The following is a 24,630-nucleotide window of genomic DNA, read 5'->3' as shown; positions in this document are numbered from 1 at the left end:
CGCGAGACGGAAGGCATCGACACCCAACGCAGCCCATCAAATAAAACTCCTTTATTTTCAATGAATTAAAAAACATCCCGAGCGCAAACACACCCGCTGGCACGCTCCTCGCTAAATAGAACACGCCGGATGTCCCGCTGGCCCTCGAGCCAGGGTTCCAACGCCCTGCTGGTGCGCCGCCGCCGAACCTCGTTCGTCGCGGCAGCGCATGCCGCCATGGACAGATGAAGGCAAAAGGGGCGCGCGCCAGGATGCCTCGTCCGGGTTCGAATCCCGGAGCGCCCATTGTTCGGAAGCTCAGCCAGGTGGAGCAGCCGGCGAAAGCCGGCCGGCGGCGGGTTCGAATCCCGCTCGAACACTGTCCGCAAGGACAGTCTTGTGATGAAAGCAGTACCCGCCGGTGCGGGCCGACAGGCCCGCCGCGCGTCGGACCGGTTGCGGTTCCGCGCGATCGGCCGGGCGGCCGCACGGCCCGCGCGAATGCGCACGACGACGCGATGCAGGATGCGTCACCGTGGGCTTCGACGCCGGCCAGCGCGCCGCCCGCCCGATTGCGTCGCACCCCGATTCGCACGATGCGCGTCACCCGGCGGTCATTGAAAAAAAGGACAAAAATATGTGGAAGCGACATGTAGTGAAAAAGAACGAGCGCGCGCTGCTGATGAGCGAAGGCGATTTCGTCAAGGTGCTGGAACCGGGCGTGTTCAAGGCCTTCGATCCGCTCAAGCGCCTGTCGGTGCAGACCGCGCGTCTCGATGCGCCGCTCGCCGACGCGGCGCTGGCCGACTACCTGCGTCACGACGCACCGGACGTGCTCGCGCAGTACTTCGTCGCGATGGATCTCGCCGACGATGAAGCGGGCCTGCGCTATGAAGACGACGTGCTCGTCGAGATCCTGGCGCCCGGCACGCGCCGGCTGTACTGGCGCGGCCTGGCCGAGCATCGCCTCGAACGCGTCGACCTCGCGCAGCACAGCATGCTGCCGGCCGCGCTCGTGAAGCGCATCGCTCAACCGGCGCTGCGTGCGCGCGGCGTGGCGGGCCTGACGGGCGTGCTGCTGGCGCAGGTGCCGGCGTACCACGTCGGCGTGCTGAAGATCGACGGCAAGATCGAGCGGTTGCTGGACGCGGGTACCTCGGCGTTCTGGCGCTTCAACCGCGACATCGCGGTCGAACTCGTCGACCTGCGCCTGCAGGCGATCGAAGTCGGCGGACAGGAAATCCTGACGCGCGACAAGGTTGCGCTGCGGCTGAACCTGTCGGCGACGTGGTGCTATGCGGACGTGCTGCATGCGTTCGGCCGGCTGCAGAAGCCGGTCGAGCACCTGTATCGCGAGCTGCAGTTCGCGCTGCGGTCGGCGGTCGGCACGCGCTCGCTCGACGAGCTGCTGGAGGACAAGCAGTCGATCGACGAGGTCGTGATCGCGCAGGTGCGCGCCCGTCTCGGCGATTCGGGCGTGGACGTGCGCAGCGTCGGCGTGAAGGATATCGTGCTGCCGGGCGACATGAAGGCGATCCTCGCGCAGGTGGTCGAAGCGGAGAAATCCGCGCAGGCGAACGTGATTCGCCGCCGCGAGGAAACGGCGGCCACGCGTTCGCTGCTGAACACCGCGAAGGTGATGGAAGAAAACCCGACCGCGCTGCGGCTCAAGGAGCTGGAAACGCTCGAGCGCGTCGCGGAACGGATCGACCGCATCTCGGTGTTCGGCGGTCTCGACCAGGTGCTGAACGGACTCGTCAGCATCAAGGGCACGTAATGCAGGACACGGCGCGGCACACGTGTGCCGCGCCGGATAACGGAATGAATGGTGAAGCAAATGAATGACATGGGTTATCAGGTGATGGAACTGGCGGGCGGCAAGCCGGTGAAGATGTGGACGCAGGGTGTCGCCGTCGAGGACGAAGCGCGCGCGCAGCTGCGCAACACCGCGCAGATGCCGTTCGTCTTCAGCCACATCGCGGTGATGCCGGACGTCCACCTCGGCAAGGGTTCGACGATCGGCAGCGTGATTCCGACGAAGGGCGCGATCATCCCGGCCGCGGTCGGCGTCGACATCGGCTGCGGGATGATGGCCGCGCGCACGACGCTGACCGCGTCCGATCTGCCGGACTCGCTCGCGGGGCTGCGCAGCGCGATCGAACGCGCGGTGCCGCACGGCCGTGCGCCGGGCCGCCGCGATCCGGGCGCGTGGGGCGATCGCACGCCGGCCGCCGTGACCGAATCGTGGAAGTCGCTGCAACCGGGCTTCAAGCGGATCGTCGACAAGTATCCGAAGCTGGAAAAGACGAACCACTACGCGCATCTCGGCACGCTCGGCACCGGCAACCATTTCATCGAAGTGTGCGTCGACGAAGCGGACCACGTGTGGTTCATGCTGCACAGCGGCTCGCGCGGCGTCGGCAACGCGATCGGCAGCCTGTTCATCGAACTCGCGCAGGCCGACATGCGTCAGCACATCGCGAACCTGCCGGACCGCAACCTCGCGTATTTCATCGAAGGCAGCCGGCACTTCGACGATTACGTCGAAGCGGTCGGCTGGGCGCAGGACTACGCGCGGCGCAACCGGCAGGCGATGATGGACGCGGTGATTGCCGCGGCACGCGACGTGATCGCGAAGCCTTTCGCGGTCGACGAGCATGCGGTGAACTGCCACCACAACTACGTGCAGCGCGAACGCCACTTCGGCGAAGACGTGCTCGTGACGCGCAAGGGTGCGGTGTCCGCTCAGAAGGGGCAACTGGGGATCATTCCGGGCTCGATGGGCGCGAAGAGCTTCATCGTGCGCGGGCTCGGCAACCCGGAAAGCTTCTGCTCGTGCAGCCACGGCGCAGGCCGGACGATGAGCCGCACCGAAGCGAAGCGGCGCTTCACGGCCGACGACCAGGCCAGGGCCACGCAGGGTGTCGAATGCCGGAAGGACGCGGGCGTCGTCGACGAAATCCCGATGGCCTACAAGGACATCGACGCGGTGATGGCGGCCCAGCGCAGCCTCGTCGAAGTGGTGCACACGCTGCGCCAGGTGGTGTGCGTGAAGGGATAGCGCGGTGCGGCGTGTCGATGCGCGACACGTTCCCGCGCGATGCCATCGACTGTCGATGAAAAGCAAACGGCGCGGTGCTTTCGGGCATCGCGCCGTTGGTCCATTTGCAGCTGTCGCTGCGCGGCCGGCAACGCGCGTACCCGCACGTTACGGGCCGTCGCATCAAGCGCCGCCCGTTGCAGCGGTATACTTGATGCCGTTCGCGCCGCTGCACTCGACCTGCACCGCTTGCCGACGATGCGCTTGCAGTCCGGCATCTTCCGCCCGCCCTTTCACCGTCGATACGAACCGTCATGCCGCACCGCTTTTCGCTTGCCCTCGCCGTCCTCCTCGCCGCTTCCCCGATCGCCGCACAGGCCCGCCCGCTCGCGCGGCCGCCGATCGAGCGCGATTTCAAGAGCTGGTCGGTCGTCTGCGACAACGGCAATCGCTGCGTGGCCGAGAGCCACACGGACGATATCGACGATGCACGCCCCGCCGTCATCCTGCGCGTGACGCGCGATGCCGGCCCCGATGCGCAACCGTCGCTCGATCTCTACGCGTCGGCGCCGCTGGACCTGCGTACCGCACGCGTTGACGGCCGCCCGTTCGATGCCGCCCCGGCCCAATGGCATGCATTCGGCGACAAGACCGATGACGAAGCGCACCCGCTGCGGATCCGCACGAACGATCCGGCAACGGTGGCCGCCTGGCTTTCTGCATCGCGCAATGCGCAACTGCTGAGCTTCGGCGATCCGGCGTCGGCACACAGCGCGCGTACGCCGTTGTCGGGGTTGAATGCCGCGCTGCTGCTGATCGACGATACGCAGGGCCGCGTCGGCACGGTCACGGCGCTGCTGCGCCCCGGCACCAGGCCTGCGTCGTCGGTGCCGGCCGCGCCCGCATTGCCCCCCGCCGTCACGCCGGCGCCGCCGCCCGCCGCGAACCTGTCGGCGGCAGAACAGCGTCCGCTCGTCGACGCGGTGCTCGCGAAATTCGGCGCCGACGTGAAGCAATGCGCGGCCGATGTCGAAGACGAAATGTCGGCAAGCGATCGCCGCAAGGCATCGACGGCCGTGGCGATCTCCGCCGACGAGGCACTCGTCGCGATCCCGTGCCAGACCAGCAGCATGTATAACCACACCGACCTGTGGTATCGCATCCGCCGCACCGCACCGTACGCGCCGACGGCGATGAACTTCGGCGAAAACGCGAACGCGGGCCTCGATTCGCCGTCGTTCCCGAATGAACTGACCGAGGCCGGCTACGATCCGGCCAGCGCGATGCTGTCGAGCAAGGTCCGGTTGCGCAGTGCCGGCGATTGCGGTTCGACCGCATCGTGGATCTTCGACGGCCGGCGCTTCCTGCTCGACGACATCGCGACACACGGCACCTGCAACGGCCTGTTCCAGGACCAGTGGCCGCGCCTGTATCGCCGCGCCGACGCGGCTGCTAGCGCGCACTGACGCATCAGGTCACGCGCCGACGATCGAGATCGAGAACCCGTCCCAGCCCTTCTGACCGACCGTCTGCACGGCCGTCGTCGTGAGCGCCGGCTCGGCGACGAGGCGCGCGAACCCGTCGCGCACGCCGACCACGTCGGGCTCGCGATTGTCCGGATCGGCCACGCGCCCGCGCCGCACGACGTTGTCGACGACGATCACCGTGCCGGGCCGCGACAGCTTCAGCGCAGCGTCGAGATAGATCGCGTTGTTGTCCTTGTCCGCATCGATGAAGATGAAATCGAACGGCGCCTCACCGGCGTCGACGAGCCGCGCAAGGCTGTCCTTCGCGCTGCCGACCACCACCGACACGACGTCCGCGAACCCGGCGCGCGCAATGTTCTGCGTCGCAACCTTCGCATGGCCGGGGTTCAGTTCGAGCGTCACGAGCGAGCCGCCGGGCGGCAATGCGCGCGCGAGCCAGATCGTGCTGTAGCCGCCGAGCGTGCCGACCTCGAGGATGCGGCGCGCGCCGCGGATCGTCGCGAGCAACTGCAGCAGCTTGCCCTGGTTCGGCGCGACGTTGATCGCGGGCAGCCCGGCCGCGTCGCTTGCCGCCAGCGCCGCGTCGAGCGCGTCGTCGGACGGCACGAGCGTCGCGGAAAAATACGCATCCACCTGATTCCACTGATCCTGATCCATCGCGCACCTTTCGTCTGCGGAAAAACGCATTCTATGCGCCGCGCCTCCATAAGCAACAAACCATTCGTTCTAAGGACAGCAGCGCGCGTGCTCCTATAATCGCCGGACGGCAGGACCCCTCGACCTTCACAACAACAAACGGAGCACCCATGACCGATCAGGCCAATTCGAACTGGCGTCTCGAAACCATCGCCGTGCACGGCGGCTATCGTCCCGACCCGACCACGCGCGCGGTCGCCGTTCCGATCTACCAGACCGTTGCGTACGCATTCGACGATACGCAGCACGGCGCCGACCTGTTCGACCTGAAGGTCCAGGGCAACATCTACACGCGGATCATGAACCCGACGACGGACGTGCTCGAGCAGCGGATCGCCGCACTCGAGGGCGGCATCGGCGCGCTCGCGCTTGCCTCGGGCCAATCCGCCGTCACGTACGCGATCCAGACGATCGCCGAAGCCGGCGACAACATCGTGTCCGCGAGTTCGCTGTACGGCGGCACCTACAACCTGTTCGCGCATACGCTGCCGCAATACGGGATCACCACGCGCTTCGCCGATCCACGCGACCCCGCGTCGTTCGAACCGCTGATCGATGCACGCACGAAGGCGATCTTCGCGGAATCGGTCGGCAACCCGCTCGGCAACGTCACCGACATCGCCGCGCTCGCGGAAGTCGCGCATCGCCACGGCATCCCGCTGATCGTCGACAACACGGTGCCGTCGCCCTACCTGCTGCGCCCGTTCGAGCACGGCGCGGACATCGTCGTGCACTCGCTGACGAAGTATCTCGGCGGGCACGGCACGAGCCTCGGCGGCGCGATCGTCGATTCGGGCAAATTCCCGTGGGCCGAACACGCGGACCGCTTCAAGCGGCTGAACGAGCCGGACGTCAGCTATCACGGCGTCGTCTATACGGAAGCGTTCGGGCCGGCCGCGTATATCGGCCGCGCGCGCGTGGTGCCGCTGCGCAACATGGGCGCGGCGATCTCGCCGTTCAACGCGTTCCAGATCCTGCAGGGCATCGAGACGCTGGCGCTGCGCGTCGAACGGATCAGCGACAACGCGCTGAAGATCGCGCAGCATCTCGCGCGCCACGAGCACGTTGAATGGGTGAACTACGCGGGCCTGCCCGACCATCCCGACCATCCGCTCGTCGCACGCTACCTGTCGGGCCGCGCGCCGGGCATCCTGACGTTCGGCGTGAAGGGCGGCCGCGACGGCGGGGCGAAGTTCCAGGACGCGCTGATGCTGTTCACGCGGCTCGTCAACATTGGCGATACGAAGTCGCTCGCGACGCACCCGGCATCGACGACGCACCGTCAGCTGTCGCCAGCCGAGCTCGCAAAAGCCGGCGTGAAGGAGGAAACGGTACGGCTGTCGATCGGCATCGAGCATATCGACGACCTGCTCGCCGATCTCGACCAGGCGCTCGCGCAGCTTTGACCGGAACGGACGCGCCGGCTCGCCGGCGCGTCCCGCATCAAACATCTTGACCTTGAAGCGGCTTCAAGGTGTTCAATCCCCGGTTGATGCCGGGGCGACGCCCGGCGCGTACGATCGTGCAACGCAGCCTGCGCTGCGGCACGCCCACCGCCGAGACGCCTCATGACACCGACCGCGAAGCTTGCACTGCTCACGTTACCGCCCGTGCTGGCGGCCTGTTTCGGCGCCCTCGCGGCCGCGTGGCGCGCGCCCGGCCCGAAAACGTCGAGCGTCATCCAGCATTTCACCGGCGGCATCGTGTTCGCCGCCGCGGCGCTCGAGCTGCTGCCGCAGGACCGCGCGCATGCGCTGTTTCCGGTCGTCGTCGGGTTCGTGCTCGGCATCGCGCTGATGCTCGCGATCCGCGCGCTGTCGGGCGCGATCGAGACGCGCTACGAGGAAGCGCGCTTGCCCGTGAGCCTGATCATCGTCACCGCGATCGACCTCGTCGTCGACGGCCTGGTGCTCGGCATCGCATTTTCCGCGAGCGACGAAAGCGGCATCATCCTGACCGTCGCGCTGACGCTCGAAGTGCTGTTCCTCGCGCTGTCGGTCAGCGCGGCGCTTGCCGCCGCAGGCATCGGCCGGATGCTGTCGATCGTCGTGCCGGTCGGGCTCGCGGCGCTGCTGAGCATCGCGGCCGTGGCCGGCAACGCGGCGTTTGCCGGCCTGCCGGCCAACATCTACGCCGCATTGCTGGGGCTCGGCACCGTCGCGCTGCTGTACCTCGTGACCGAAGAACTGCTGGTCGAAGCGCACGAGGTGCCCGAAACGCCGTTCGCGACGGCGGCGTTCTTCATCGGCTTCATCGTGTTCTTCCTGATCGAAGGATCAGTGAAGGCAGGATAAGCCGTACGCGCCGGCTACCACGTCGTCGCGCCCGTCGGATACGTCTCGACGATACGCGTGCCGTTCACGGGCGTGACGCCCTCGTTGCGCAGTGCGGTCCACAGGTCGATCGCATGTTCGCGCGACTTGCGGCTGCCGTCGTCGGTCAGCACGTTCAGCGCGATCACTTCGTCGCGCGTCGTCAGCTGCAGTTGTTCCTTGAGCTTGCGCGACTGATGCGACGCAGTGCGGACGTCACCGAGCACGATCCGTTTCTCCGCCGTGGCCGGCTCGCTTCCCGCATCGGCCGGCACGAACGTCAGCCGGCCGTTGTCGACCTCGCACTGTCCGCGCGAAAACGTCGCGGTCCATGCGCCCGCCGGCACGGCCGCCAATTCGCAGCGCATCCGCTCGTTCGCACGCTGGCCGACGTCGTGTGCCGGCGCGTGCGACAGCGCCCGCTCCGGCCAGCCGGCCGCCATCGCGGCGCTCGACATCAGGCATGCCGCCAGCACGATTCCCTTCGCGATATCGCGCATGACACTCTCCTCTGCATGATTGAATCCGGCCGGCGGGCTTCAGCCCGGCCGACCGCGAATGATTGATCAAAGCACCGCGAAGCGGTTGTCGTGTGCATCGACCATTGGCGCTTTCTCGCCACGATGCACCGTCGAACGATGGATTTCCTGATTGCGCGCGACGGTGGCCGGGCTCGCCGGGTAGTCGTGATTCGGGCTCGGAATCACGCCGTCGTGGCGCGCGCGCACCAATTCCTGAATCACCTCCTGACGACTCTTCGGCTGCGCCGACACGGCCTGCGAGAAGGCGGAAATCGACAGTGCGGCAACGGCGACGGCGATCATCGGGCGCGGAATGTTCATGGTGTTTGCTCCTTGCGGGAGAGGCGTAACAGGAGCCTTCACTGTGATCCGGCGACGGTGCGGAATCGTGATCGCCGCATGACGGTTTCGTCACCGGCCCAACATCTCCTGCATCGCAGTGCGAACGAAGTTTCGCGCATTATTCGTCGCTCATGACACCGCGATGACATTTTTCTCATTTGTCCCTCACCTCCACGATTCGAACGCTTTCCAGAATCGCCAGCGCGATCGCGATATTTCGGCCTGCCGCCACAAGGCTCGGCATCGGAATCGATGCGATGCACGAAACGATCTTCTTGAACCTCAGGGGCACACCATGAAAACTCCAGTTCGGCTCGTCATGATGTCGGGCACGCTGCTCGCAGCCACCCACGCGGCTCACGCGACGGAAGTCACGCTCTACGGCCTGTTCGATACGTCGCTCACGTATGTATGGAACGCCAATGCGGACGGCAAGAATCTCGTTGGCCTCGGCAACGGCAATCTGCTCGGCAACCGCTTCGGCGTGAAAGGCGCGGAAGATCTCGGGGGCGGCCTGAAAGCGGTCTTCACGCTGGAAAACGGCTTCAACCCGAACACCGGCGCGCTCGGGCAAGGCAACCGGATGTTCGGGCGGCAGGCGTTCGTCGGCCTCGAAAGCGCGCGCTGGGGCACGCTGACGCTCGGTCGCCAGTACGATGCGCTCGCCGATGTCGCGTGGCCCGTCACCGGCGACTTCTACTTCGGCAGCGTGTACGCAACGCCCGGCGACGTCGACAACTACGACACCTCGTCGCGAACCGACAACGCGGTGAAGTACACGTCGCCCGTGATCGGCGGATTCCAGTTCGTCGGCATGTATGCGCTCGGCGGTGTGGCCGGCAAGAGCGGCGCCGGGCAAACCTGGTCGGCCGGCCTTTCATACAGCAACGGCCCGGTCGATGTCGCGGGCGGCTACTACTACGCGGCCAACCGGTCATCGCTCGCCAACGGCATCCGGACCGGCTGGAACGGCACCTCCGACGGCACGTTCGACGGTTCGCTGGTCAATGGCGGCTACATCTCCGCGAAATCGATCGGCATCGCGCGCGGTGCATTGCGCTACAACTTCGCGCCGTTCGCGGTCGGCATCGACTACAGCAATGCGCTGTACAAGGCCGATGTGATGTCCGCGTTCCGCAGCACGCAGAAGTACGACACCGCGCGCGGCTTCTTCAATTACCAGGCGACGCCCAGCCTGCTCGTCGGCCTGGGCTACAGCTACACGCGTGCCCGCGGCGATACGAGCGCGACCTACCATCAGGTGTCCGCCGGCGCCGACTATGTGCTGTCGAAGCGCACCGATCTCTATGCGGTCGGTGCGTGGCAACGTGCGAACGGGGAACAGCGCACGCTCGATGGCGGCACGCAAACGGCGCAGGCGTCGATCGGTTCGTATGGCTATGGCGGCACGCGCACGCAGGGCATCGTCAATCTCGGGTTGCGTCACCGGTTCTGAGCGCGGCCGCCGCCCATGCGCACCGCGTGACGAAAATTTCATGTTCCGATCAGGTTCACGATGCGTCTCGCCGCTACGATCGGAACGGTAACGGGCCACGCCCGTTCCCACCCACGCAGCGGGTCGATGCCGCACGGCACGATCACGCGTTAGGCCCGGGCTCGTCGAGTGCCGGGCCTTTTTTTGCGTCGCGAGCCGGCACCTGGGCGCGCGGACGCGGCTGGGCGCTGTGGAAGGCGCTCATCACGCTCGCGAAACTGGATGAAAGCCTGCACGCGAGCGATCCGTCGACCCGCACGATCCGGCACCTGCTGGACGATCATCGCCGGGAATGCGGACACTGAGCGCCGACTGACCGCCCGCGACGCGATCACGGCGTGCCGATGCGTTGCGGAAACAGGCACGTATGCGTTTTCACGTACAGGTTCGGATTGCCGCAGCGGTGGCCGGCATAGTCGATCTGCTCGCCGGGCATGAGGTCGGCCGGCACCGTCTTGCGCGCCGCGGCGGGCGCGGCCGCCGGGGTGCCGGAACGTGTCGAGGCACAGCCCGCGAACAACGGGACGATCAGGACTGCGATCAAGGCTAAACGGATGGCGGGACGATCCACTTTTCGGTCCGGGATGAAAGTCTGAACGGGGCCGCCCGCTTTCCATGCTGCTGTCGCGAACGGCGCGAATACCGTCGGCCCTGGCGGCCAATGGCAGACTTCATGTTCCCCTTCCCGCCCATCGCGCCCATGACGCGAACATGACGGTTGCGTCATGTCGGTCGTGTCTCAACGGCGCGCTACCGGCTTGCGCAATCTGACGGTTTTTTCATCTCGCGATCACGATGACGCACGGCTGCTTTCGCATACTGGGTCCATGGTTCGCCACCCGGCGGCCTGATCAAGGAGAGCATTCGATGAAAACGGCAAAACTCGCAGCACTGTTCGTCACCGCCACGCTGTCGCTCGGCATGGCCACGCAGGCCGCGTTCGCGGAAACGCAAACGCAGGGCAAGAGCCGCACGCAGGTCGTCAACGAGCTGAAGCAGGCGCAGCACGACGGCGTCGTGCCGACAAGCAAGACGCAATACCCGCCGACCGGCGAGATCGTCGCGCGCAACAAGGAGCTTCACGGGATTTCGGTGCATGGCGGCGAGAAGAAGCCGCAAACCGACAACCACGACAACCTGACCGCGCGGCAATGATGCCCGGCCACACGATCGCGGACAGCGCGCCGCGCGTGGCCGCATCGCGGCGAACGCGCGGGCGTCACCGCCCGCGCTGTCAAGTGCGGATGGCCGCCGGCCGGTCCGGCTCGGCCGGCCGGCGCGGAAAGCGCAGCCAGAACGTCGTGCGGCGGCCGGGATCGCTGTCGACGCCGCATTCGCCGCCGTGATTGTCCATGATCGACCGGACGATCGCGAGGCCGAGCCCCGTGCCCGACGCCGAATTGTGCCGCGACGGATCGACGCGGTAGAAGCGCTCGAAAATCCGCCCGACATGCTCCGCGGCGATGCCGGGCCCCGTATCCGACACGGCGATCGTCGTCGCGCCGCCCTGCTCGACGCAGTCGATCGTCACGACACTGCCGCGCGGCGCATAGGTCAGCGCATTGGACAGCAGGTTGCTCAGCGCGCGCTGGTACAGCGTCAGATCCGCATCGACCCACGCGTGGCCGTCCACCTTCACCGTCACGCCCTCGTCCTCCGCCAGCGGCTCGTAGTAGCCGGCCACCCGCTCCGCCTCCTGCGCCGCATTCAGGCGCCGCACGCCGATTGACGTGCCGGCCTGCTCCGAGCGCGCGAGAAACAGCATGTCCTCGATCATCCGCGACAACCGCTGGTATTCGTCGATGCTCGACTCGATCACGTTCCGGTATTCCTCCGCGCTGCGCGGCTGCGACAGCACGACCTGCGCGGCCGCCTGCAGGTTCGTGAGCGGCGTGCGCATGTCGTGCGCGAGATTCGACGAGAACTGGCTCAGCCGCGTGAACGATTCGTTCAGCCGCGCGAGCATCCCGTTGAACGCATGTTCGAGTTCCTTCAGCTCGCCGGACGTATCGAGTTCCGGCAGCGGATGCGCCAGCCGGCTCGTCGACATCTGCTCGGCACGCGCCGCAAACCGCCGCAGCGGGCTCAGCCCGAGCGCCGCGATGCCGTACGCGATCGCAGCCGCGAGCACCACGCCGAACACCTCGATCACGACGATCGTATAGGCATGCGTGCGCAGCAGCAGCACGTCGGCGCTGCGGTCGTACTGCACCGCGACGCGCACCACGGGCCCGCCCGCCCCCATACCGGCGCCGGCCAGCGGCACATTCGTCACCAGATACTGGTGCCGCGCGCCAGGCGGCGCGACGCCGACCGGCACGCGCCCGGCATCCAGCGACATCAGCGGCGCATACGGGCGGAAGCCGGGCGTACCGACGAGGCGCATGCCCGTGGCATCGAAGATCGCGAGATCCATGTTCGGATGACCATGCAGCTGGTCGATCCAGATGTCGGTGTTGCGCGCGACGTCGGCCGTGCTACGCGCTTCGGCCAGGTGCGCGCCCAGTGCGGCGGAAATGCCGGCCATCTGCTCGGCCGCCGTCGTCTCGACACGGTTGCTCAGCGCTTCGTACAGCGCAACACCGCTCGACGCGAGGATCACCGACGTCGACAGGATGATCAGCGCGGTCAGGCGTCCACGCAGCGTGCGCGGCAGCAGGCGCGCGATCATGCAGCCGCGCCGCCGCGCGCTTCGAGCACGTAGCCCATGCCACGCACCGTGTGGATCAGTTTCGGTTCGTACGCATCGTCGATCTTCGAGCGCAGCCGCCGGATCGCCGAATCGACGACGTTCGTGTCGCTGTTGAAGTTCATGTCCCACACCTGCGACGCGATCGTCGCGCGCGGCAGGATCTCGCCTTCGCGGCGCATCAGCAGCCACAGCAGCGCGAATTCCTTCGCGGTCAGCAGGATCGTGTCGCCCTGCCGCGTGGCCTTGCGGCGCGTCAGGTCGAGTTCGAGATCGGCCACGCGCAGCGTGTTCGAGTCGCGCGGCTGGCCGCGCCGCAGGATCGACTTGATGCGCGCGGTCAGCTCGACGAAGTCGAACGGCTTCGCGAGATAGTCGTCGGCGCCGAGCTCGAGCCCCTTCACGCGATCGCCGACGTCATCGCGCGCGGTGAGGAACAGCACGGGCGTCGACTTGCTGCGCCGCAGGTTCTGCAGCAGCGTCCAGCCATCCTGGCCGGGCAGCATCACGTCGAGCACGAGCAGGTCGTATTCCTCGGTCTCCGCCTGGTGCTGGCCCGTGATGCCGTCCTCGACCCAGTCGACGACATAGCCGGCCTCGGTGAGGCCCTTGCGCAGGTACGCGCCCGTCTTCGGTTCATCTTCGACAATCAGAATTCGCATCACGCATTACCCTTGAAGAAACCCAGCCGGCGCAGCAGACCGGCGCCGAGGCCGCCGCGGAACGCCGCACGCCACGACACCGCATGGCTGACACGGTACAGCACCGGCAGCACCAGCAACGTCAGCGCCGTGGACGACAGGATACCGCCGATCACGACCGTCGCCAGCGGACGCTGCACCTCGGCGCCGGTGCCGGTCGCGAACGCCATCGGCAGGAAGCCGAGCGACGCGACGAGCGCGGTCATCAGCACGGGCCGCAGCCGCGTGAGCGCGCCGTCGTGTACGGCAGCGTCGAGCGGCATCCCTTCGTCGCGCAGGTTGCGGATGAACGAGATCATCACGAGACCGTTGAGCACGGCCACGCCCGACAGCGCGATGAAGCCGACCGCCGCGGTGATCGACAGCGGAATCCCGCGCAGCCACAGCGACACGACGCCGCCGCTCAGCGCGAACGGAATGCCGGTGAACACGAGCAGCCCGTCCTTCACGTTGTTGAACATCACGAACAGCAGCACGAACACCATGAACAGCGCGAGCGGCACGACGAGCTTCAGGCGCTCGCTCGCGCTTTGCAGCTGCTCGAACTGCCCGCCCCACGACACCCAGTAGCCGGCCGGCACGCGCACGTCCTGCTGCAGCTGCTCGCGCGCATCGGCGACGAACGAGCCGACGTCGCGGCCGCGCACGTTCGCGCTGACGACGACGCGCCGCTTGCCGTCCTCGCGGCTGATCTGGTTCGGGCCCGGCGCGACATCGATCGTCGCAAGTTCAGCCAGCGGCACGTACGGGGCCGCGGCGAGCGGCGCGCTGGCGCCGGCGGCCGGCGCGGGCAGCGCGATCGGCAGCCGCTTGATCGCCTCGATGTCCGAGCGCAGCTCGTCGGGCAGCCGCACGACGATGTCGAACCGGCGGTCGCCCTGGAACAGCGTGCCGGCCTTCTGCCCGCCGACGGCCGCGGCCACCGAGTCCTGCAGGTCGGCCACGCTCACGCCATAGCGCGCGAGCTTGTCGCGATCGAGGTTGACGGTCAGCACCGGCAGGCCCGTGGTCTGCTCGACCTTCACCTCCGATGCGCCCGGCACCTTCTGCAGCGCGGCCGCGATCTGCTCGCCGGTCTGGTTAAGCACGGCCATGTCATCGCCGAAGATCTTCACCGCGACGTCGCTGCGCACGCCCGAGATCAGCTCGTTGAACCGCAGCTGGATCGGCTGCGAAAACTCGTACGCGTTGCCCGGCAGCTCGGCGAGCGCTTCCTCGATCTCGCGCACGAGCTGGTCGCGCGGCTTCTTCGGGTCGGGCCACCGGTCGGCCGGCTTCAGCATGATGTAGCCGTCCGACAGGTTCGGCGGCATCGGGTCGGCCGCGATCTCGGCCGTGCCGGTGCGCGCGAATACGCGCTCGATCTCGGGGAAGCGCGCCTTCAGCGTCTTCTCGATCGACTTCTGCATCTCCACCGACTGCGACAGGCTCGTGCCGGGAATCCGCAGCGCGGAGACGGCCAGATCGCCTTCGTTCAGGCTCGGGATGAACTCGCTGCCGAGCCGCGTCGCCAGCCCGAGCGTGACCAGCACGATCGCGCCCGCGCCGATCATCACGCGCGCCGGGCGCGTCATGAACGCGGCAAGCACGGGTTCGTACGCGCGCCGCGCCCAGCCCATCAGCCGGTTCTCCTTCTCCTCGACACGCTCGCCGATGAACAGCGCGACGGCCGCCGGAATGAACGTGACGGTCAGCACCATCGCGGCCGCGAGCGCCATCACGACGGTAATCGCCATCGGGTGGAACATCTTGCCTTCGACGCCGGTCAGCGCAAAGATCGGCAGGTACACGACCATGATGATCAGTTGCCCGAAGATCAGCGCGCGCCGCGCTTCCTGCGATGCGCCGAACACTTCGGCAAAACGCTCGTCGCGCGTGAGCGGCCGTCCGGCCGCCGCCTGCGCATGCGCGAGCCGCCGCACGCAGTTCTCGACGATCACCACCGCGCCGTCGACGATGATCCCGAAGTCGAGCGCGCCCAGGCTCATCAGGTTCGCGCTTACCTTCGCATTGACCATGCCGGTGAAGGTCATCAGCATCGACAGCGGAATCACCAGCGCGGTGATCAGCGCGGCGCGGATGTTGCCGAGGAACAGGAACAACACCGCGATCACGAGGATCGCGCCTTCGAGCAGGTTCTTCTTCACCGTCGCGACGGCCTTCTCGACGAGCACCGTGCGGTCGTACACGGGAATCGCCTTCACGCCGGCCGGCAGCGTGCGGTTCACGTCCTCCATCTTCGCGGCGACGGCCTTCGACACCGTCCGGCTGTTCTCGCCCATCAGCATGAAGACCGTGCCGAGCACGACTTCCTCGCCGTTCGACGTCGCGGCGCCCGTGCGCAGTTCGCGGCCGATGTCGACCGCGCCGACGTCCTTCATCCGCACCGGCACGCCGCCGACGTTGGTCAGCACGATGTTCGCGATGTCGTCGACGGTGCGCGCCTGGCCCGGCACCCGCACGAGATACTGCTCGCCGCGCTTTTCGATGTAACCGGCGCCGACGTTGTCGTTGTTGCGCTCCAGCGCGCGCACGACGTCGGCGAGCGTCAGCCCGTACGACATCAGCTTTGCCGGGTTCGGCGCGACGCGGTATTCCTTCACGTAGCCGCCGATCGAGTTGACCTCGGTCACGCCGCGCACGTTGCGGAGTTGCGGCCGGACGACCCAGTCCTGCAGCTCGCGCAGGTCGGCCGCCGTATAACGCGTGCCGTCGGGTTTGCGTGCGTTGGCATCGGCCTCGACGGTCCACAGGTAGATCTCGCCGAGGCCTGTCGACGTCGGCCCCATCGCGGGCGCGATGCCGGCAGGCAGCTTGTCCTTCGCTTCCTGGATGCGTTCGTTGACGAGCTGCCGCGCGAAGTAGATGTCGGTGCCGTCCTTGAAGATCACGGTGACTTGCGACAGCCCGTAGCGCGAAATCGAGCGCGTCTGCTCGAGGCCCGGCAGCCCGGCCATCACGGTCTCGACCGGATAGGTGATGCGCTGTTCGGCTTCGAGCGGCGAATAGCCCGGCGCGGACGTGTTGATCTGGACCTGCACGTTCGTGATGTCGGGCACCGCGTCGATCGGCAGCCGCTGGTAGCTGAACACGCCCAGCGCGGCCACGGCCGCGATCGCCAGCATCACGAGCCAGCGGTGCGCAATCGCAAAGCGGATCAGGCGCTCAAACATGTCGGGATTCCTTGAAACGGGGAACGGTCGGCCGCACCGGACGGGCCGCCCGGCCGGTCACACGGCGAGCCGGAAAGCGGGCCGCATACCGGGCCGCGAGCCGGGCAACGGCGCACACGTCGCGCTCATTCATGTTCCGCGCTCCCCTTGCCGAGTTCCGCCTTCAGCACGAAGCTGTTCGACGCCGCATATTCCTGGCCCGGCTTGAGCCCCTTCAGCACTTCGGTCGCGCGCTCGTCGCGCCGCCCCGTTTCGACCGCCTGCGCGACGAACCCCTTCGGCGAACGCACGAACACGGAAGGCGCGCCGTCGACGTCCTGCAGCGCGTCGCTTGCCACCGCCAGCGGCACGCCCTGCTTGCCCGCGTCGACGGATACGTTCACGAACATCCCCGGGCGCCACACGCCGTCCGGGTTCGGCAGCACGACGCGCGCCGGTGCGGTGCGCGTCTGTTCGCCGAGCAACGAGCCGACGTACGCGATCGGGCCGCTCGAACGCGATTCGAACGCGGTCGCACTGACGGTCGCGTCGCGGCCGACGCGCACGTCGTTCAACCGCTGCGCGGGTACGGCCATCTCGGCCCACACGGTCGACAGGTCGGAAATCACGAACATGCTCGCGTCGGCGGCGATCGCCTCGCCGGGCGTCGCATGTTTCTCGACGACCGTGCCCGCGAACGGCGCGCGCAGCTCGTAGCGGTTCAGCGCGCCCGCGCCGACCGGCGCGTTCAGCGCGGCGAGCTTCTGCCGCGCGTTCTGCACGGCGATCTCGGCCTCGCGCAGCTGCACCTGTGCCTGCTGGTAGTCCTGCTCGGCCGAGATGCGCTCCTTCCACAGCGTGCGTTCGCGCTCGTAGGTCGCCCGCGCGCCCGACAGCCGGCGCTCGGCCGTCAGCAGTTCGCTGCGGCGGTCGGCCAGATCGGTGCTCGCGATCACGGCCAGCACCTGCCCCTTCGCGATGTTCTGCCCGAGCGATACCGACACCTGCTCGACGATGCCGGCCACGCGCGGCACCACGTGCGCGGTGCGGTCCTCGTTGAACTTGATCTCGCCCGGCAGCTGGAACGGCGTCGCGATCTGCGCCGGGCCGGCCTTCGCGAGCGCGATCTTCGACGTCGCCAGTTGGGCGTCGGTCAGCGCGATCGCGCCGTCGGCGCGCGCGAACGGGAACGACGCGGCGTCGTTGCCGGCCTTCACGTCGATCGTCGCGTCGAACACGTGCGGCTTCGCGATCGACTGCGCGGACACGAACTTCTGGCCTGCCGCGTCGAAACGCAACGGTTCGTGGGTGCGGTCGTACCGCACCAGCGTGCCGGACACGGTCACGGCCTTGGTCGCAGGCTTGCCGTCGACGAACGGATAGACGACGAGCCGTGCGTCGCCGGGCTTTTCCGTCATCACGATCTCGACGGACAGCTTGCCGCGCTTGAGCACGACGCCTCCGCGCGCCCCGGCGCCATCGGCGGGTTGCGCGGCTTCGGCACCCGCTGGCGCCGACGTGCCGCCGCCGCCCCGCGTGACGGCGAGCGCGCCGATCACGATCCCTGCGCCGCCGAGCACGGCCGCCGCAATAACGAAGATTCTGCTGCGTGACATGATGATCCTTCAGGTAAGAGGGGCGCTTATTGCGCGACGACCGCGAGCGGCGTGCCGACCAGCCGGCCGATATCGGCGCGGGCCGAATGGGCGTCCGCGAGCGCGCGCACGTATTGCGACTGCCCCTGGAACAGCGTGCGCTGCGCGTCGAGCACGTCGAGGAAGCTGAACTTCCCGAGTTCGTAGCCGCGCGACATGGCATCGAGCGCGAGGCGCGCGGCCGGCAGGATGTCCGACTTCAGCCGCTGCGCTTCCTGCTCGGCGGCCTCGAAGTTCGCGTAGGCCTGCGTGAGCGCCAGCCGCAGGCGCGTGCGTTCGCGATCGAGATCGGCGTTCGCGCGCTCGGCCTTGTGCGTCGCCTCGAGCAGCGCGCCCCGGTTCGTGTTGAACAGCGGAATCGGGATCGATACGCCGACCACGGCCTGGTTGTCGGGGACGCCGCCGGTCGTCACGCGCTTCACGCCCGCGCTGACCGTCACGTCCGGAATGCGCCGCGCACGCTCGAGCGACACGGCCGCGTTCGAGCGCAGCATCTCGGCGCGAGCGACCCGCGCGAGCGGCGAATCGTCGAGCTGCGCGGTCAGCGCGGACAGCGGCTCGACCGGCGGCACGGCTTCCAGGTCGCCCTGCACCGCGAGCCGGTCGCCGCGCGCTTCGCCCATCACCGCGTTCAGCTTCTCGCGCGCAACCTCGACCCGGCCGCGCGCGGTTACGACTTCGATCTGCACACCGGCCGCCGCCACCTGCGCCTTGGTCGCCTCGACCGGCGACACCTTGCCGGCCTGCGCGCGGCGCCCCGCAAGATCCGCGGAGCGCGCGGCGATCGCGGCCGATTCCTCGGTCACCTGAAGCTGCCGCTGCGCGGCGAGCAAGCCGTAGAACGCGGCGATCACGTCGGCGCGCACGACGGCGCCCTGCTCGTCGAGCGACGCGCTGGCCGACTCGCGGCCATACGACGCGACGTCGAGCCGCGCGCGGCGCTTGCCGCCCAGCTCGATGGTCTGGTTGATCAGCGCGGTCGACGTGCGTTCGGCGCGGCTGAAGCCTTCCTGCAGGAACGACACCTCGGGATTGGGGCGGGCACCGGCCTGCATCAGCGCGCCGGCCGACGCGTCAACGTCCGCGCGTGCGCCACGCAGCGCCGGATTGTTCCGGGCCGCAACCGCGAGCGCATCGGGGAGCGTCAATGACGGGGGGGAAAGCGCACCGGATGGCGGTGCGCCGGGCGGCGTTGCGCTGCCTGCTGCAGCCGGGGCCGGCCCCGGCGACAGCGACGGCTGCGCATAAGTCGTCGCGGCCATCGCGAAGGCGACGGCCACGGCGAGAGAGAGCTTGAGCATGTTCGGTTCTGCGGTAACGGTTTGCGACCGATGCTACGGTCGGGCCGCAGTGCGAACATGAGGCGAAGATGATATTTCCGTCATGTCGGGCGCAATCGCACGCAGACGTGCAATGCCCTGCGGGGACGGCGCCCCGCTTTGACGATCGGGAGGATTCGGTGCGCGTGCGGCGCGACGGCCGCACGAAAGACTGCAGAGAACCGGGGATTCGACACGCGCAGGCCGCACGCCCCCTCGCGCGAATCAGGTGATGCGTTGCTTCGCGCGCCTGCGTTGCACGAGCCAGTCGAGCAGTTGCCGCCCGTCGCGTTCGCCGAACCAGCGCGCGTGCCCGATCAGGTAGCCGTCGTACGCGATGTCGACGATCGCCGGCGCATCGATGATGCAGCCGAAATACGCGACTTCCGACAGCGCGAACTCCGTATGCACGATCGGCAGCAACGCGACCAGCGCCGCGTACGCGTCGTCGCTCAGCGGTTCCAGCGATTCGTAGCCGTCGAGCAGCGCGTCGATCTGTTCGTATTCGATGCGCCGCGCATCGGCCGGCGCCATCCAGTCGACCGTATTGCGCTCGATCGCAAGCGCGAGGTCCATCACCGCGCACGTGCGATCCGACAAGCCGAAATCGAGCACGGTGCGCACCTGCGCGCCGGGTTCCGCCCCCGTCCACAGCAGGTTCGACGCATGCCAGTCGCCATGCGTCCACAGCGGCGGCAACGCCGGCAGCAGCGGCACGAGGCGCGCGTGATACGGGCCGATCGCGTCGGCCACGTCGCCGCGCCAGTCGCGCGAACCGAGCGCGCGCACGAGCAGCGGCTGCGCATCGACCCAGCGTTCGAGCGCGCCCGCCAGATCGGCGGACGACAGCACGCGAAAACTCGACAGCAGCGTGCGGACGGGCCGCGCGGGTGCGTCGTAATCGGCCGACGCGCGATGCAGTTCGGCCAGCGCGCGGCCGGCCGCGTACGCGTGCGAAGGATGCGTGAACGGCTGCCACGACATCACGCCACGATACGGGTCGACGCCGGGCGCGAGCACGTGCACCTCGTAGGTCCAGTCGCCGGACGCAAACGCGGTCGCGCCGTTGCGATCGGCCAGCACGTCCACCACGGGGATGCCGCGTTCGCGCAGATGCGCGATGAAACGATGCTCTTCCTCGAGCCCCGCGACATCGCGCAGGCTCACGTGATGACGCTTGACGAACAGCCCGCGCCCGTCCGCCATCCGCACGAGCACGGCCGCCGCGAACTGCCGCGGGCTGTGCCACGTGAGCCGCGCCGGCTCGCCCGCGCCGTCGATCCGCGCGAGTACGGCCGCCACCTCGTCGTACGTCATCAGCGGCCAGTCGCGTTCGGCCTGCTCGCCGTCGACGCCGAATTGCGGCGGCGCGACGTCACGCGACAGGGGGCCGTCCGGCTCGAGTGGGAATGACATGACCGATGTTGCTCCGTCGTTGAATCCGTGCGTGAATCAGCGTGCGCCGCCGCCCGACGCCAGTGCGCCGCCGGCTGCCGCGCGCAACGCAGCGGCCGTGCGGCTCCAGTCGCGCCAGCCGACGACAGCCAGCCCGATGAACAGCGCATAGAGTCCGGCCGTCAGATACAGTTCCTTGAACACGAACATCCCGACGTACACGACGTTCACGACGATCCACAGCCCCCACGACGCGATGTAGCGCCGCGCGGTCCAGTATTGCGCGACGAGGCTGAACGCGGTCAGCGACGCATCGACGAACGGCAGCGCCGCATCGGTCCAGCGCGCCATCATGCCGCCCAGCAGCGCGCTGCCGATGACCGCCGCGATCAGGTCGGGCAGCATCTTGAGCGGCCGCACGCCGGTGACGGGCGCGACGTCGCCGGCCGGCGCCGCGCCGCCGTCTGCCTCGCTCGCGCGCTGCGCGAGCCAGCGCTGCCAGCCGTACACCTGCAGCACCGCGAATGCGCCCTGCAGCAGCATGTCCGAATACAGCTTCGCATCGAAGAAGATCCAGCCGTACAGCGCGACCGACGCGAGCCCGACCGGCCAGCACAGCATGCGGCGCTTCGCGGTCAGCCAGATCGCGAGCGCGCTGACGATCACGCCGGCGATTTCGAGTGGGGACATCGTCTGTGCTCTCCTGGTTAGCTGCCGGGGCGGCGCATCACGCGGCCGGTTCCGGACGGTCAGAAATCATAAGTCAACGACACGCGCGCGGTGCGCGGCGCCCCCGGGAACAGGTACGCATCGCCCTGCTGCTCGCCCGCGTCGCGCCAGTAGAACTTGTTGAACAGGTTGTCGACCGACACGCGCAGCACCGTGCGATGGCCGCCGATCTTCGTCGTATAGCGCGCGCCGAGATTGAACACGAACCACGACGGCACGCGCGCGGTGCCTTCCTCGTTCGCATTGCGCGCCGCGCTGTACTCGACGCCGCCGAGCACGTTCAGGCCCGCGACGCCCGGCACCGCGTAGTCCGCATACAGCGACGCACGCAACGCAGGCACGTTGATGATCTGGTGCCCTTCGTAGGTCGGCGACCCCGAATCGACCGCACGAGCGCGAATCGCCGCGACGCTGGCCGTCAGCCCCAGCCGCTCGGTCAGGCGGCCGGCCGCGCCGAGCTCGATCCCCTGGTGCCGCTGCGTGCCGCGCTGCACGAACGTATAGGACGTGCCCGACGGATCCGGGTCGGCGAACTGGAACGGCTTGCTGATCGAGAACATGGCGGCCGTGAGGCTCAGCCGGTCGAGCCAGTCGTATTTCGCGCCGACCTCGAACTGGTGCGATTCGACGGGCGGCAGGAACGCATACGCGTTGGTCGCGCGTACCGGCGCCTGATCGCCGAGCGACAGCGCCTTGCTGTACGACGCATACAGCGACAGCACGTTCACCGGCTTGTAGACGAGCGCGACCTGCGGCAGGAACACCGAGCGGTCGGTGCGCGTCGTGTCGCCGTCGAGGCTGCTCCAGCTGCGCTGGCGCAGCAGCACTTCCTTGCCGCCCGCGAGCACCTGCCAGTGTTCGCCGATGCTGATGCGGTCGAGCCCGAACACGCCGTATTGCCACGCGTCGAGGCGCGGATACGACGGCCCCGGCGAATTCGGCGACGGCGAGAAGGTCACGTCGGGCCCGTAGACGTTCTCGCTGCCCACGTAGTCGTACACCGCGTCGGCCATGTGCACGACGCGCCGCTGCACGCTCACGCCGAGCGTCAGCTCGTGCCGCAGCGGCCCCGTCGCGAACTTGCCGGTCGCGACCGCGCGCAGGTCGTCGTTGCGCCGGTATTCGCCGGGGCTGCGGAAGTCGTAGACATCGTAGTCGCCGTTCGCGCCGAAGAAGAACGGCGACGTCGCGCCGGCCGTGCAGCTCGCCGCGTAAGAACAGCCGTACGCGAACGCGCTGTTGTCGTCGATCATCGTGCGGCTGCGGCCGGCGGCGAGGTAGGCCTTCCAGTCGTCGTTGAACTGGTAGTCGAAGCGCGCGTTCAGGTTCAGCGCGTCGGTCGTCACCGGTTTCGCCCACGGCTGCGTGCCGAGCGCCTTCGACGTCGTCTTGACCGACGGCACGACGGTGCCGCCGAGCAGCTGGTAGCCGGGCGCCGAGCGCTGGATCCACTGCTGGAATTCGGCGTTGAGCTGCAGGCTCGCGCGCGGGCTGATGTCCCAGTCGGCGGCGATCGAGCCGAACGTGCGCCGCCCGTTGGTGCCGTCGATGTAGGAGTGCATGTTCTCCTTCGCGGCATTGATCCGGAAGCCGAACTGATTGTCGGGGCCGAAGCGGCGGCCGAGATCGACGGCCGCCGACGTCGAGCCGCGGCTGTCGACGCCGCCCGTCACGCTCGCGACGTTCGCGGAGCGCTTGGTCACGAAGTTGATCACGCCGCCGGGTGCGACGACGCCGCTGTCGATACCCGCGAGCCCCTTCAGGATCTCGACGCGCTCCTTGTTCTCGAGCGGCACGTTCTGCTCGCCGGACACCGTCAGCCCGTCGATCCGGATCGCGCTTGCGAGATCGACCGGAAAGCCGCGGATCGCGAAGCCTTCGAAATAGCCGACCGGCGCGTAGTCGTTGACGACCGATGCGTCGTTGCGCACGACGTCGCTCAGCCGCTTCGCCTGCTGGTCGTCGATCAGCGCGCGCGTGATGACGTTCACCGACGCCGGCGTGTCGCGCAGCGGCGCGTCGTCCAGCCCCGCGACCGAGGCTTCGCGCGCGCGCAGCGTGCTGCCGCGCTCTCCGCTCACCGTGATGGCAGGCAGCGTCGCGCTGCCTGCCGCGCCGGCGTCCGGTGCGGGCGCGTCGCCGGGTGCCGCGGCGGCCTGCGCCGCGAAAAGCGTGATGCCGAGGCCGACTCCGAGCCCGACCTTCGTGCGCCGCCGCCGTGCGGGCAACGCTGTTGTTCTATTCACCGTCATTGTTCTGGATGGAAAACTCGCCACTCGACCTTGTCGAAACCCGTTACGAAGCTGCGACGCGTGCTCCCGCGGATACTTCCGCCCCTTCCTCCGGACGCATGCGTCGACACGATTTTCATCAGGCGAATCGGACGATTCGGCACGCGCGCGTGCCGGCCGGTCAGGAAGACGCAGGATGGGACATCGGATTCAGGTGACGCGCCGGGCACCGACGCAGCTGTCGACGGCTTCGTCGGGAACTGGCGGGCGGCCGGCGGCATCGCGCGGTCGTGTCATGCGGGGGACGCTTCGAACGCCCCGGTGCGTGCGGCGGGCCTTGCGCCGGCCGTTCTCGTCGGAACGGCGGCCTGCCCGTCGCGCGCGACATCGCGGCGTGGCGCGCATTTTACCCCGGGCGGGCGCATTGACCGTGGAATCCGGCGGAACGGGGGGCGGGAAAGGCGGGAACGGGGAAAAGCGCTTCGGGCGGCACGGCAACGGCGACGATCCGGCCGCGCCGCCCGTCATGCGACGCAACGTCGACGATCGGCGCGATCCCGCGCCGGTCAAGCGACGGAAACCGCGAGCAGGCGATATCGTCCGCTCGCGGTTTCCGGGCCGCTCAGAACCCCTGCATCGTCACGGTCGGATCGACGACCAGATGCACGACGCCGTAGATCACCGCGCCGACCAGCAGCGCGAGCAGGATCGCCACGAACGGCAGCAACGTGAAGTTGGCGTTCGCGAGATCGGTCGCGTGCGCCTTGCTGTTGCGCACGCCGAAGAAACTCCACAGGACCAGGCGGACCATGCCGAGCAGTTTCATGATGGGCTCCTTTCATCGAATCGGTTGACGCTATCGTCGATCCGACCGGCATCCGAAAAAA

21 protein-coding genes and 1 tRNA gene are annotated in these 24,630 nt (G+C 68.1%); 9 read left to right on the top strand and 13 right to left on the bottom strand.

Going from position 1 to position 24,630, the window contains the following annotated elements; genetic code table 11:
• Window positions 1–286: 286 nt before the first annotated feature.
• The 4 genes from OHZ10_RS22475 to OHZ10_RS22460 all read left to right on the top strand — a co-directional run bounded on the left by OHZ10_RS22475 (window position 287) and on the right by OHZ10_RS22460 (window position 4,485).
• Window positions 287–359, top strand: a tRNA-Phe gene (locus OHZ10_RS22475).
• Window positions 360–616: 257 nt separating this feature from the next.
• Entirely contained in the window at window positions 617–1,756 is a 1,140-nt protein-coding gene (locus OHZ10_RS22470) for a slipin family protein (RefSeq protein WP_059240790.1), read from the top strand.
• A gap of 60 nt (window positions 1,757–1,816) precedes the next feature.
• Window positions 1,817–3,040 (top strand): RtcB family protein, encoded by a 1,224-nt coding sequence (locus tag OHZ10_RS22465; protein WP_340625753.1) that lies wholly within the window; start codon window positions 1,817–1,819, stop codon window positions 3,038–3,040.
• Between the two features lie 293 nt (window positions 3,041–3,333).
• Complete coding sequence (locus OHZ10_RS22460) at window positions 3,334–4,485, top strand: DUF1176 domain-containing protein (RefSeq protein WP_059237471.1); 1,152 nt, start codon at window positions 3,334–3,336, stop codon at window positions 4,483–4,485.
• Between the two features lie 9 nt (window positions 4,486–4,494).
• Here the strand turns inward: OHZ10_RS22460 and OHZ10_RS22455 are convergent, their stop codons facing one another.
• Window positions 4,495–5,163, bottom strand: coding sequence for an O-methyltransferase (locus OHZ10_RS22455; RefSeq protein ID WP_059237472.1), 669 nt, complete (start codon window positions 5,161–5,163; stop codon window positions 4,495–4,497).
• A 149-nt stretch (window positions 5,164–5,312) separates the two neighbouring features.
• Here OHZ10_RS22455 and OHZ10_RS22450 point away from each other — a divergent pair, with 149 nt between their 5' ends.
• The gene (locus tag OHZ10_RS22450) at window positions 5,313–6,608 is read left to right on the top strand and encodes an O-acetylhomoserine aminocarboxypropyltransferase/cysteine synthase family protein (RefSeq protein ID WP_059237473.1); all 1,296 of its coding nucleotides are present in this window, start codon (window positions 5,313–5,315) and stop codon (window positions 6,606–6,608) included.
• A 162-nt stretch (window positions 6,609–6,770) separates the two neighbouring features.
• The gene (locus OHZ10_RS22445; RefSeq protein WP_059237474.1) at window positions 6,771–7,496 is read left to right on the top strand and encodes a ZIP family metal transporter; all 726 of its coding nucleotides are present in this window, start codon (window positions 6,771–6,773) and stop codon (window positions 7,494–7,496) included.
• A gap of 14 nt (window positions 7,497–7,510) precedes the next feature.
• On the opposite strand, the gene OHZ10_RS22440 is transcribed toward OHZ10_RS22445, so the two are convergent.
• Both OHZ10_RS22440 and OHZ10_RS22435 read right to left on the bottom strand, forming a co-directional pair.
• Window positions 7,511–8,014 (bottom strand): hypothetical protein, encoded by a 504-nt coding sequence (locus OHZ10_RS22440; protein WP_174993059.1) that lies wholly within the window; start codon window positions 8,012–8,014, stop codon window positions 7,511–7,513.
• Window positions 8,015–8,080: 66 nt separating this feature from the next.
• Complete coding sequence (locus tag OHZ10_RS22435; protein ID WP_059237476.1) at window positions 8,081–8,356, bottom strand: DUF4148 domain-containing protein; 276 nt, start codon at window positions 8,354–8,356, stop codon at window positions 8,081–8,083.
• 316 nt (window positions 8,357–8,672) lie between these two features.
• On the opposite strand from OHZ10_RS22435, the gene OHZ10_RS22430 reads away from it, so the two are divergent.
• Both OHZ10_RS22430 and OHZ10_RS22425 read left to right on the top strand, forming a co-directional pair.
• Window positions 8,673–9,833, top strand: a complete 1,161-nt coding sequence (locus OHZ10_RS22430; RefSeq protein ID WP_340625244.1) for a porin — start codon at window positions 8,673–8,675, stop codon at window positions 9,831–9,833.
• A gap of 26 nt (window positions 9,834–9,859) precedes the next feature.
• Complete coding sequence (locus OHZ10_RS22425) at window positions 9,860–10,177, top strand: hypothetical protein (protein ID WP_342705820.1); 318 nt, start codon at window positions 9,860–9,862, stop codon at window positions 10,175–10,177.
• Between the two features lie 26 nt (window positions 10,178–10,203).
• On the opposite strand, the gene OHZ10_RS22420 is transcribed toward OHZ10_RS22425, so the two are convergent.
• Entirely contained in the window at window positions 10,204–10,443 is a 240-nt protein-coding gene (locus OHZ10_RS22420; protein WP_059237478.1) for a hypothetical protein, read from the bottom strand.
• A 296-nt stretch (window positions 10,444–10,739) separates the two neighbouring features.
• On the opposite strand from OHZ10_RS22420, the gene OHZ10_RS22415 reads away from it, so the two are divergent.
• Window positions 10,740–11,027 carry a DUF4148 domain-containing protein gene (locus OHZ10_RS22415; protein WP_059237479.1) on the top strand — a complete coding sequence of 96 codons (288 nt, stop codon included), beginning with the start codon at window positions 10,740–10,742 and terminating at the stop codon, window positions 11,025–11,027.
• Between the two features lie 79 nt (window positions 11,028–11,106).
• On the opposite strand, the gene OHZ10_RS22410 is transcribed toward OHZ10_RS22415, so the two are convergent.
• The 9 genes from OHZ10_RS22410 to OHZ10_RS22370 all read right to left on the bottom strand — a co-directional run bounded on the left by OHZ10_RS22410 (window position 11,107) and on the right by OHZ10_RS22370 (window position 24,569).
• Complete coding sequence (locus OHZ10_RS22410) at window positions 11,107–12,543, bottom strand: heavy metal sensor histidine kinase (protein WP_059237480.1); 1,437 nt, start codon at window positions 12,541–12,543, stop codon at window positions 11,107–11,109.
• Window positions 12,540–13,223 carry a heavy metal response regulator transcription factor IrlR gene (gene irlR, locus OHZ10_RS22405; RefSeq protein WP_006490455.1) on the bottom strand — a complete coding sequence of 228 codons (684 nt, stop codon included), beginning with the start codon at window positions 13,221–13,223 and terminating at the stop codon, window positions 12,540–12,542. Before irlR ends, OHZ10_RS22410 begins: the two co-directional genes overlap by 4 nt.
• Window positions 13,223–16,435 carry an efflux RND transporter permease subunit gene (locus OHZ10_RS22400; RefSeq protein ID WP_059237481.1) on the bottom strand — a complete coding sequence of 1,071 codons (3,213 nt, stop codon included), beginning with the start codon at window positions 16,433–16,435 and terminating at the stop codon, window positions 13,223–13,225. Before OHZ10_RS22400 ends, irlR begins: the two co-directional genes overlap by 1 nt.
• Window positions 16,436–16,560: 125 nt before the next feature.
• Window positions 16,561–18,030 carry an efflux RND transporter periplasmic adaptor subunit gene (locus OHZ10_RS22395; RefSeq protein WP_059237482.1) on the bottom strand — a complete coding sequence of 490 codons (1,470 nt, stop codon included), beginning with the start codon at window positions 18,028–18,030 and terminating at the stop codon, window positions 16,561–16,563.
• 26 nt (window positions 18,031–18,056) lie between these two features.
• Entirely contained in the window at window positions 18,057–19,370 is a 1,314-nt protein-coding gene (locus tag OHZ10_RS22390) for a TolC family protein (protein WP_342705819.1), read from the bottom strand.
• A gap of 243 nt (window positions 19,371–19,613) precedes the next feature.
• Window positions 19,614–20,804 carry a phosphotransferase enzyme family protein gene (locus tag OHZ10_RS22385; protein WP_342705818.1) on the bottom strand — a complete coding sequence of 397 codons (1,191 nt, stop codon included), beginning with the start codon at window positions 20,802–20,804 and terminating at the stop codon, window positions 19,614–19,616.
• Between the two features lie 36 nt (window positions 20,805–20,840).
• Entirely contained in the window at window positions 20,841–21,473 is a 633-nt protein-coding gene (gene pnuC / locus OHZ10_RS22380) for a nicotinamide riboside transporter PnuC (RefSeq protein WP_059237485.1), read from the bottom strand.
• A gap of 59 nt (window positions 21,474–21,532) precedes the next feature.
• Window positions 21,533–23,764 (bottom strand): TonB-dependent siderophore receptor, encoded by a 2,232-nt coding sequence (locus OHZ10_RS22375; RefSeq protein ID WP_342705817.1) that lies wholly within the window; start codon window positions 23,762–23,764, stop codon window positions 21,533–21,535.
• Between the two features lie 601 nt (window positions 23,765–24,365).
• Window positions 24,366–24,569, bottom strand: a complete 204-nt coding sequence (locus OHZ10_RS22370; protein WP_006486164.1) for a DUF2970 domain-containing protein — start codon at window positions 24,567–24,569, stop codon at window positions 24,366–24,368.
• Window positions 24,570–24,630 lie beyond the last annotated feature (61 nt).

This window comes from Burkholderia arboris, assembly GCF_038723655.1.
Taxonomy (GTDB): domain Bacteria; phylum Pseudomonadota; class Gammaproteobacteria; order Burkholderiales; family Burkholderiaceae; genus Burkholderia; species Burkholderia arboris.
Note: the sequence above shows the minus strand (reverse complement) of the source record. Positions and strands in the feature narration are given on the sequence as shown.

Coding starts and splice junctions, on each gene's coding strand:
- OHZ10_RS22385 (WP_342705818.1), bottom strand. CDS start 20,804: ATGTCATTCCCACTCGAGCCGGACGGCCCCCTGTCGCGTGACGTCGCG.
- OHZ10_RS22410 (WP_059237480.1), bottom strand. CDS start 12,543: ATGATCGCGCGCCTGCTGCCGCGCACGCTGCGTGGACGCCTGACCGCG.
- OHZ10_RS22440 (WP_174993059.1), bottom strand. CDS start 8,014: ATGCGCGATATCGCGAAGGGAATCGTGCTGGCGGCATGCCTGATGTCG.
- OHZ10_RS22400 (WP_059237481.1), bottom strand. CDS start 16,435: ATGTTTGAGCGCCTGATCCGCTTTGCGATTGCGCACCGCTGGCTCGTG.
- OHZ10_RS22465 (WP_340625753.1), top strand. CDS start 1,817: ATGAATGACATGGGTTATCAGGTGATGGAACTGGCGGGCGGCAAGCCG.
- OHZ10_RS22390 (WP_342705819.1), bottom strand. CDS start 19,370: ATGCTCAAGCTCTCTCTCGCCGTGGCCGTCGCCTTCGCGATGGCCGCG.
- OHZ10_RS22395 (WP_059237482.1), bottom strand. CDS start 18,030: ATGTCACGCAGCAGAATCTTCGTTATTGCGGCGGCCGTGCTCGGCGGC.
- OHZ10_RS22470 (WP_059240790.1), top strand. CDS start 617: ATGTGGAAGCGACATGTAGTGAAAAAGAACGAGCGCGCGCTGCTGATG.
- OHZ10_RS22370 (WP_006486164.1), bottom strand. CDS start 24,569: ATGAAACTGCTCGGCATGGTCCGCCTGGTCCTGTGGAGTTTCTTCGGC.
- OHZ10_RS22430 (WP_340625244.1), top strand. CDS start 8,673: ATGAAAACTCCAGTTCGGCTCGTCATGATGTCGGGCACGCTGCTCGCA.
- OHZ10_RS22375 (WP_342705817.1), bottom strand. CDS start 23,764: ATGACGGTGAATAGAACAACAGCGTTGCCCGCACGGCGGCGGCGCACG.
- OHZ10_RS22450 (WP_059237473.1), top strand. CDS start 5,313: ATGACCGATCAGGCCAATTCGAACTGGCGTCTCGAAACCATCGCCGTG.
- irlR (WP_006490455.1), bottom strand. CDS start 13,223: ATGCGAATTCTGATTGTCGAAGATGAACCGAAGACGGGCGCGTACCTG.
- OHZ10_RS22445 (WP_059237474.1), top strand. CDS start 6,771: ATGACACCGACCGCGAAGCTTGCACTGCTCACGTTACCGCCCGTGCTG.
- OHZ10_RS22435 (WP_059237476.1), bottom strand. CDS start 8,356: ATGAACATTCCGCGCCCGATGATCGCCGTCGCCGTTGCCGCACTGTCG.
- OHZ10_RS22415 (WP_059237479.1), top strand. CDS start 10,740: ATGAAAACGGCAAAACTCGCAGCACTGTTCGTCACCGCCACGCTGTCG.
- pnuC (WP_059237485.1), bottom strand. CDS start 21,473: ATGTCCCCACTCGAAATCGCCGGCGTGATCGTCAGCGCGCTCGCGATC.
- OHZ10_RS22455 (WP_059237472.1), bottom strand. CDS start 5,163: ATGGATCAGGATCAGTGGAATCAGGTGGATGCGTATTTTTCCGCGACG.
- OHZ10_RS22460 (WP_059237471.1), top strand. CDS start 3,334: ATGCCGCACCGCTTTTCGCTTGCCCTCGCCGTCCTCCTCGCCGCTTCC.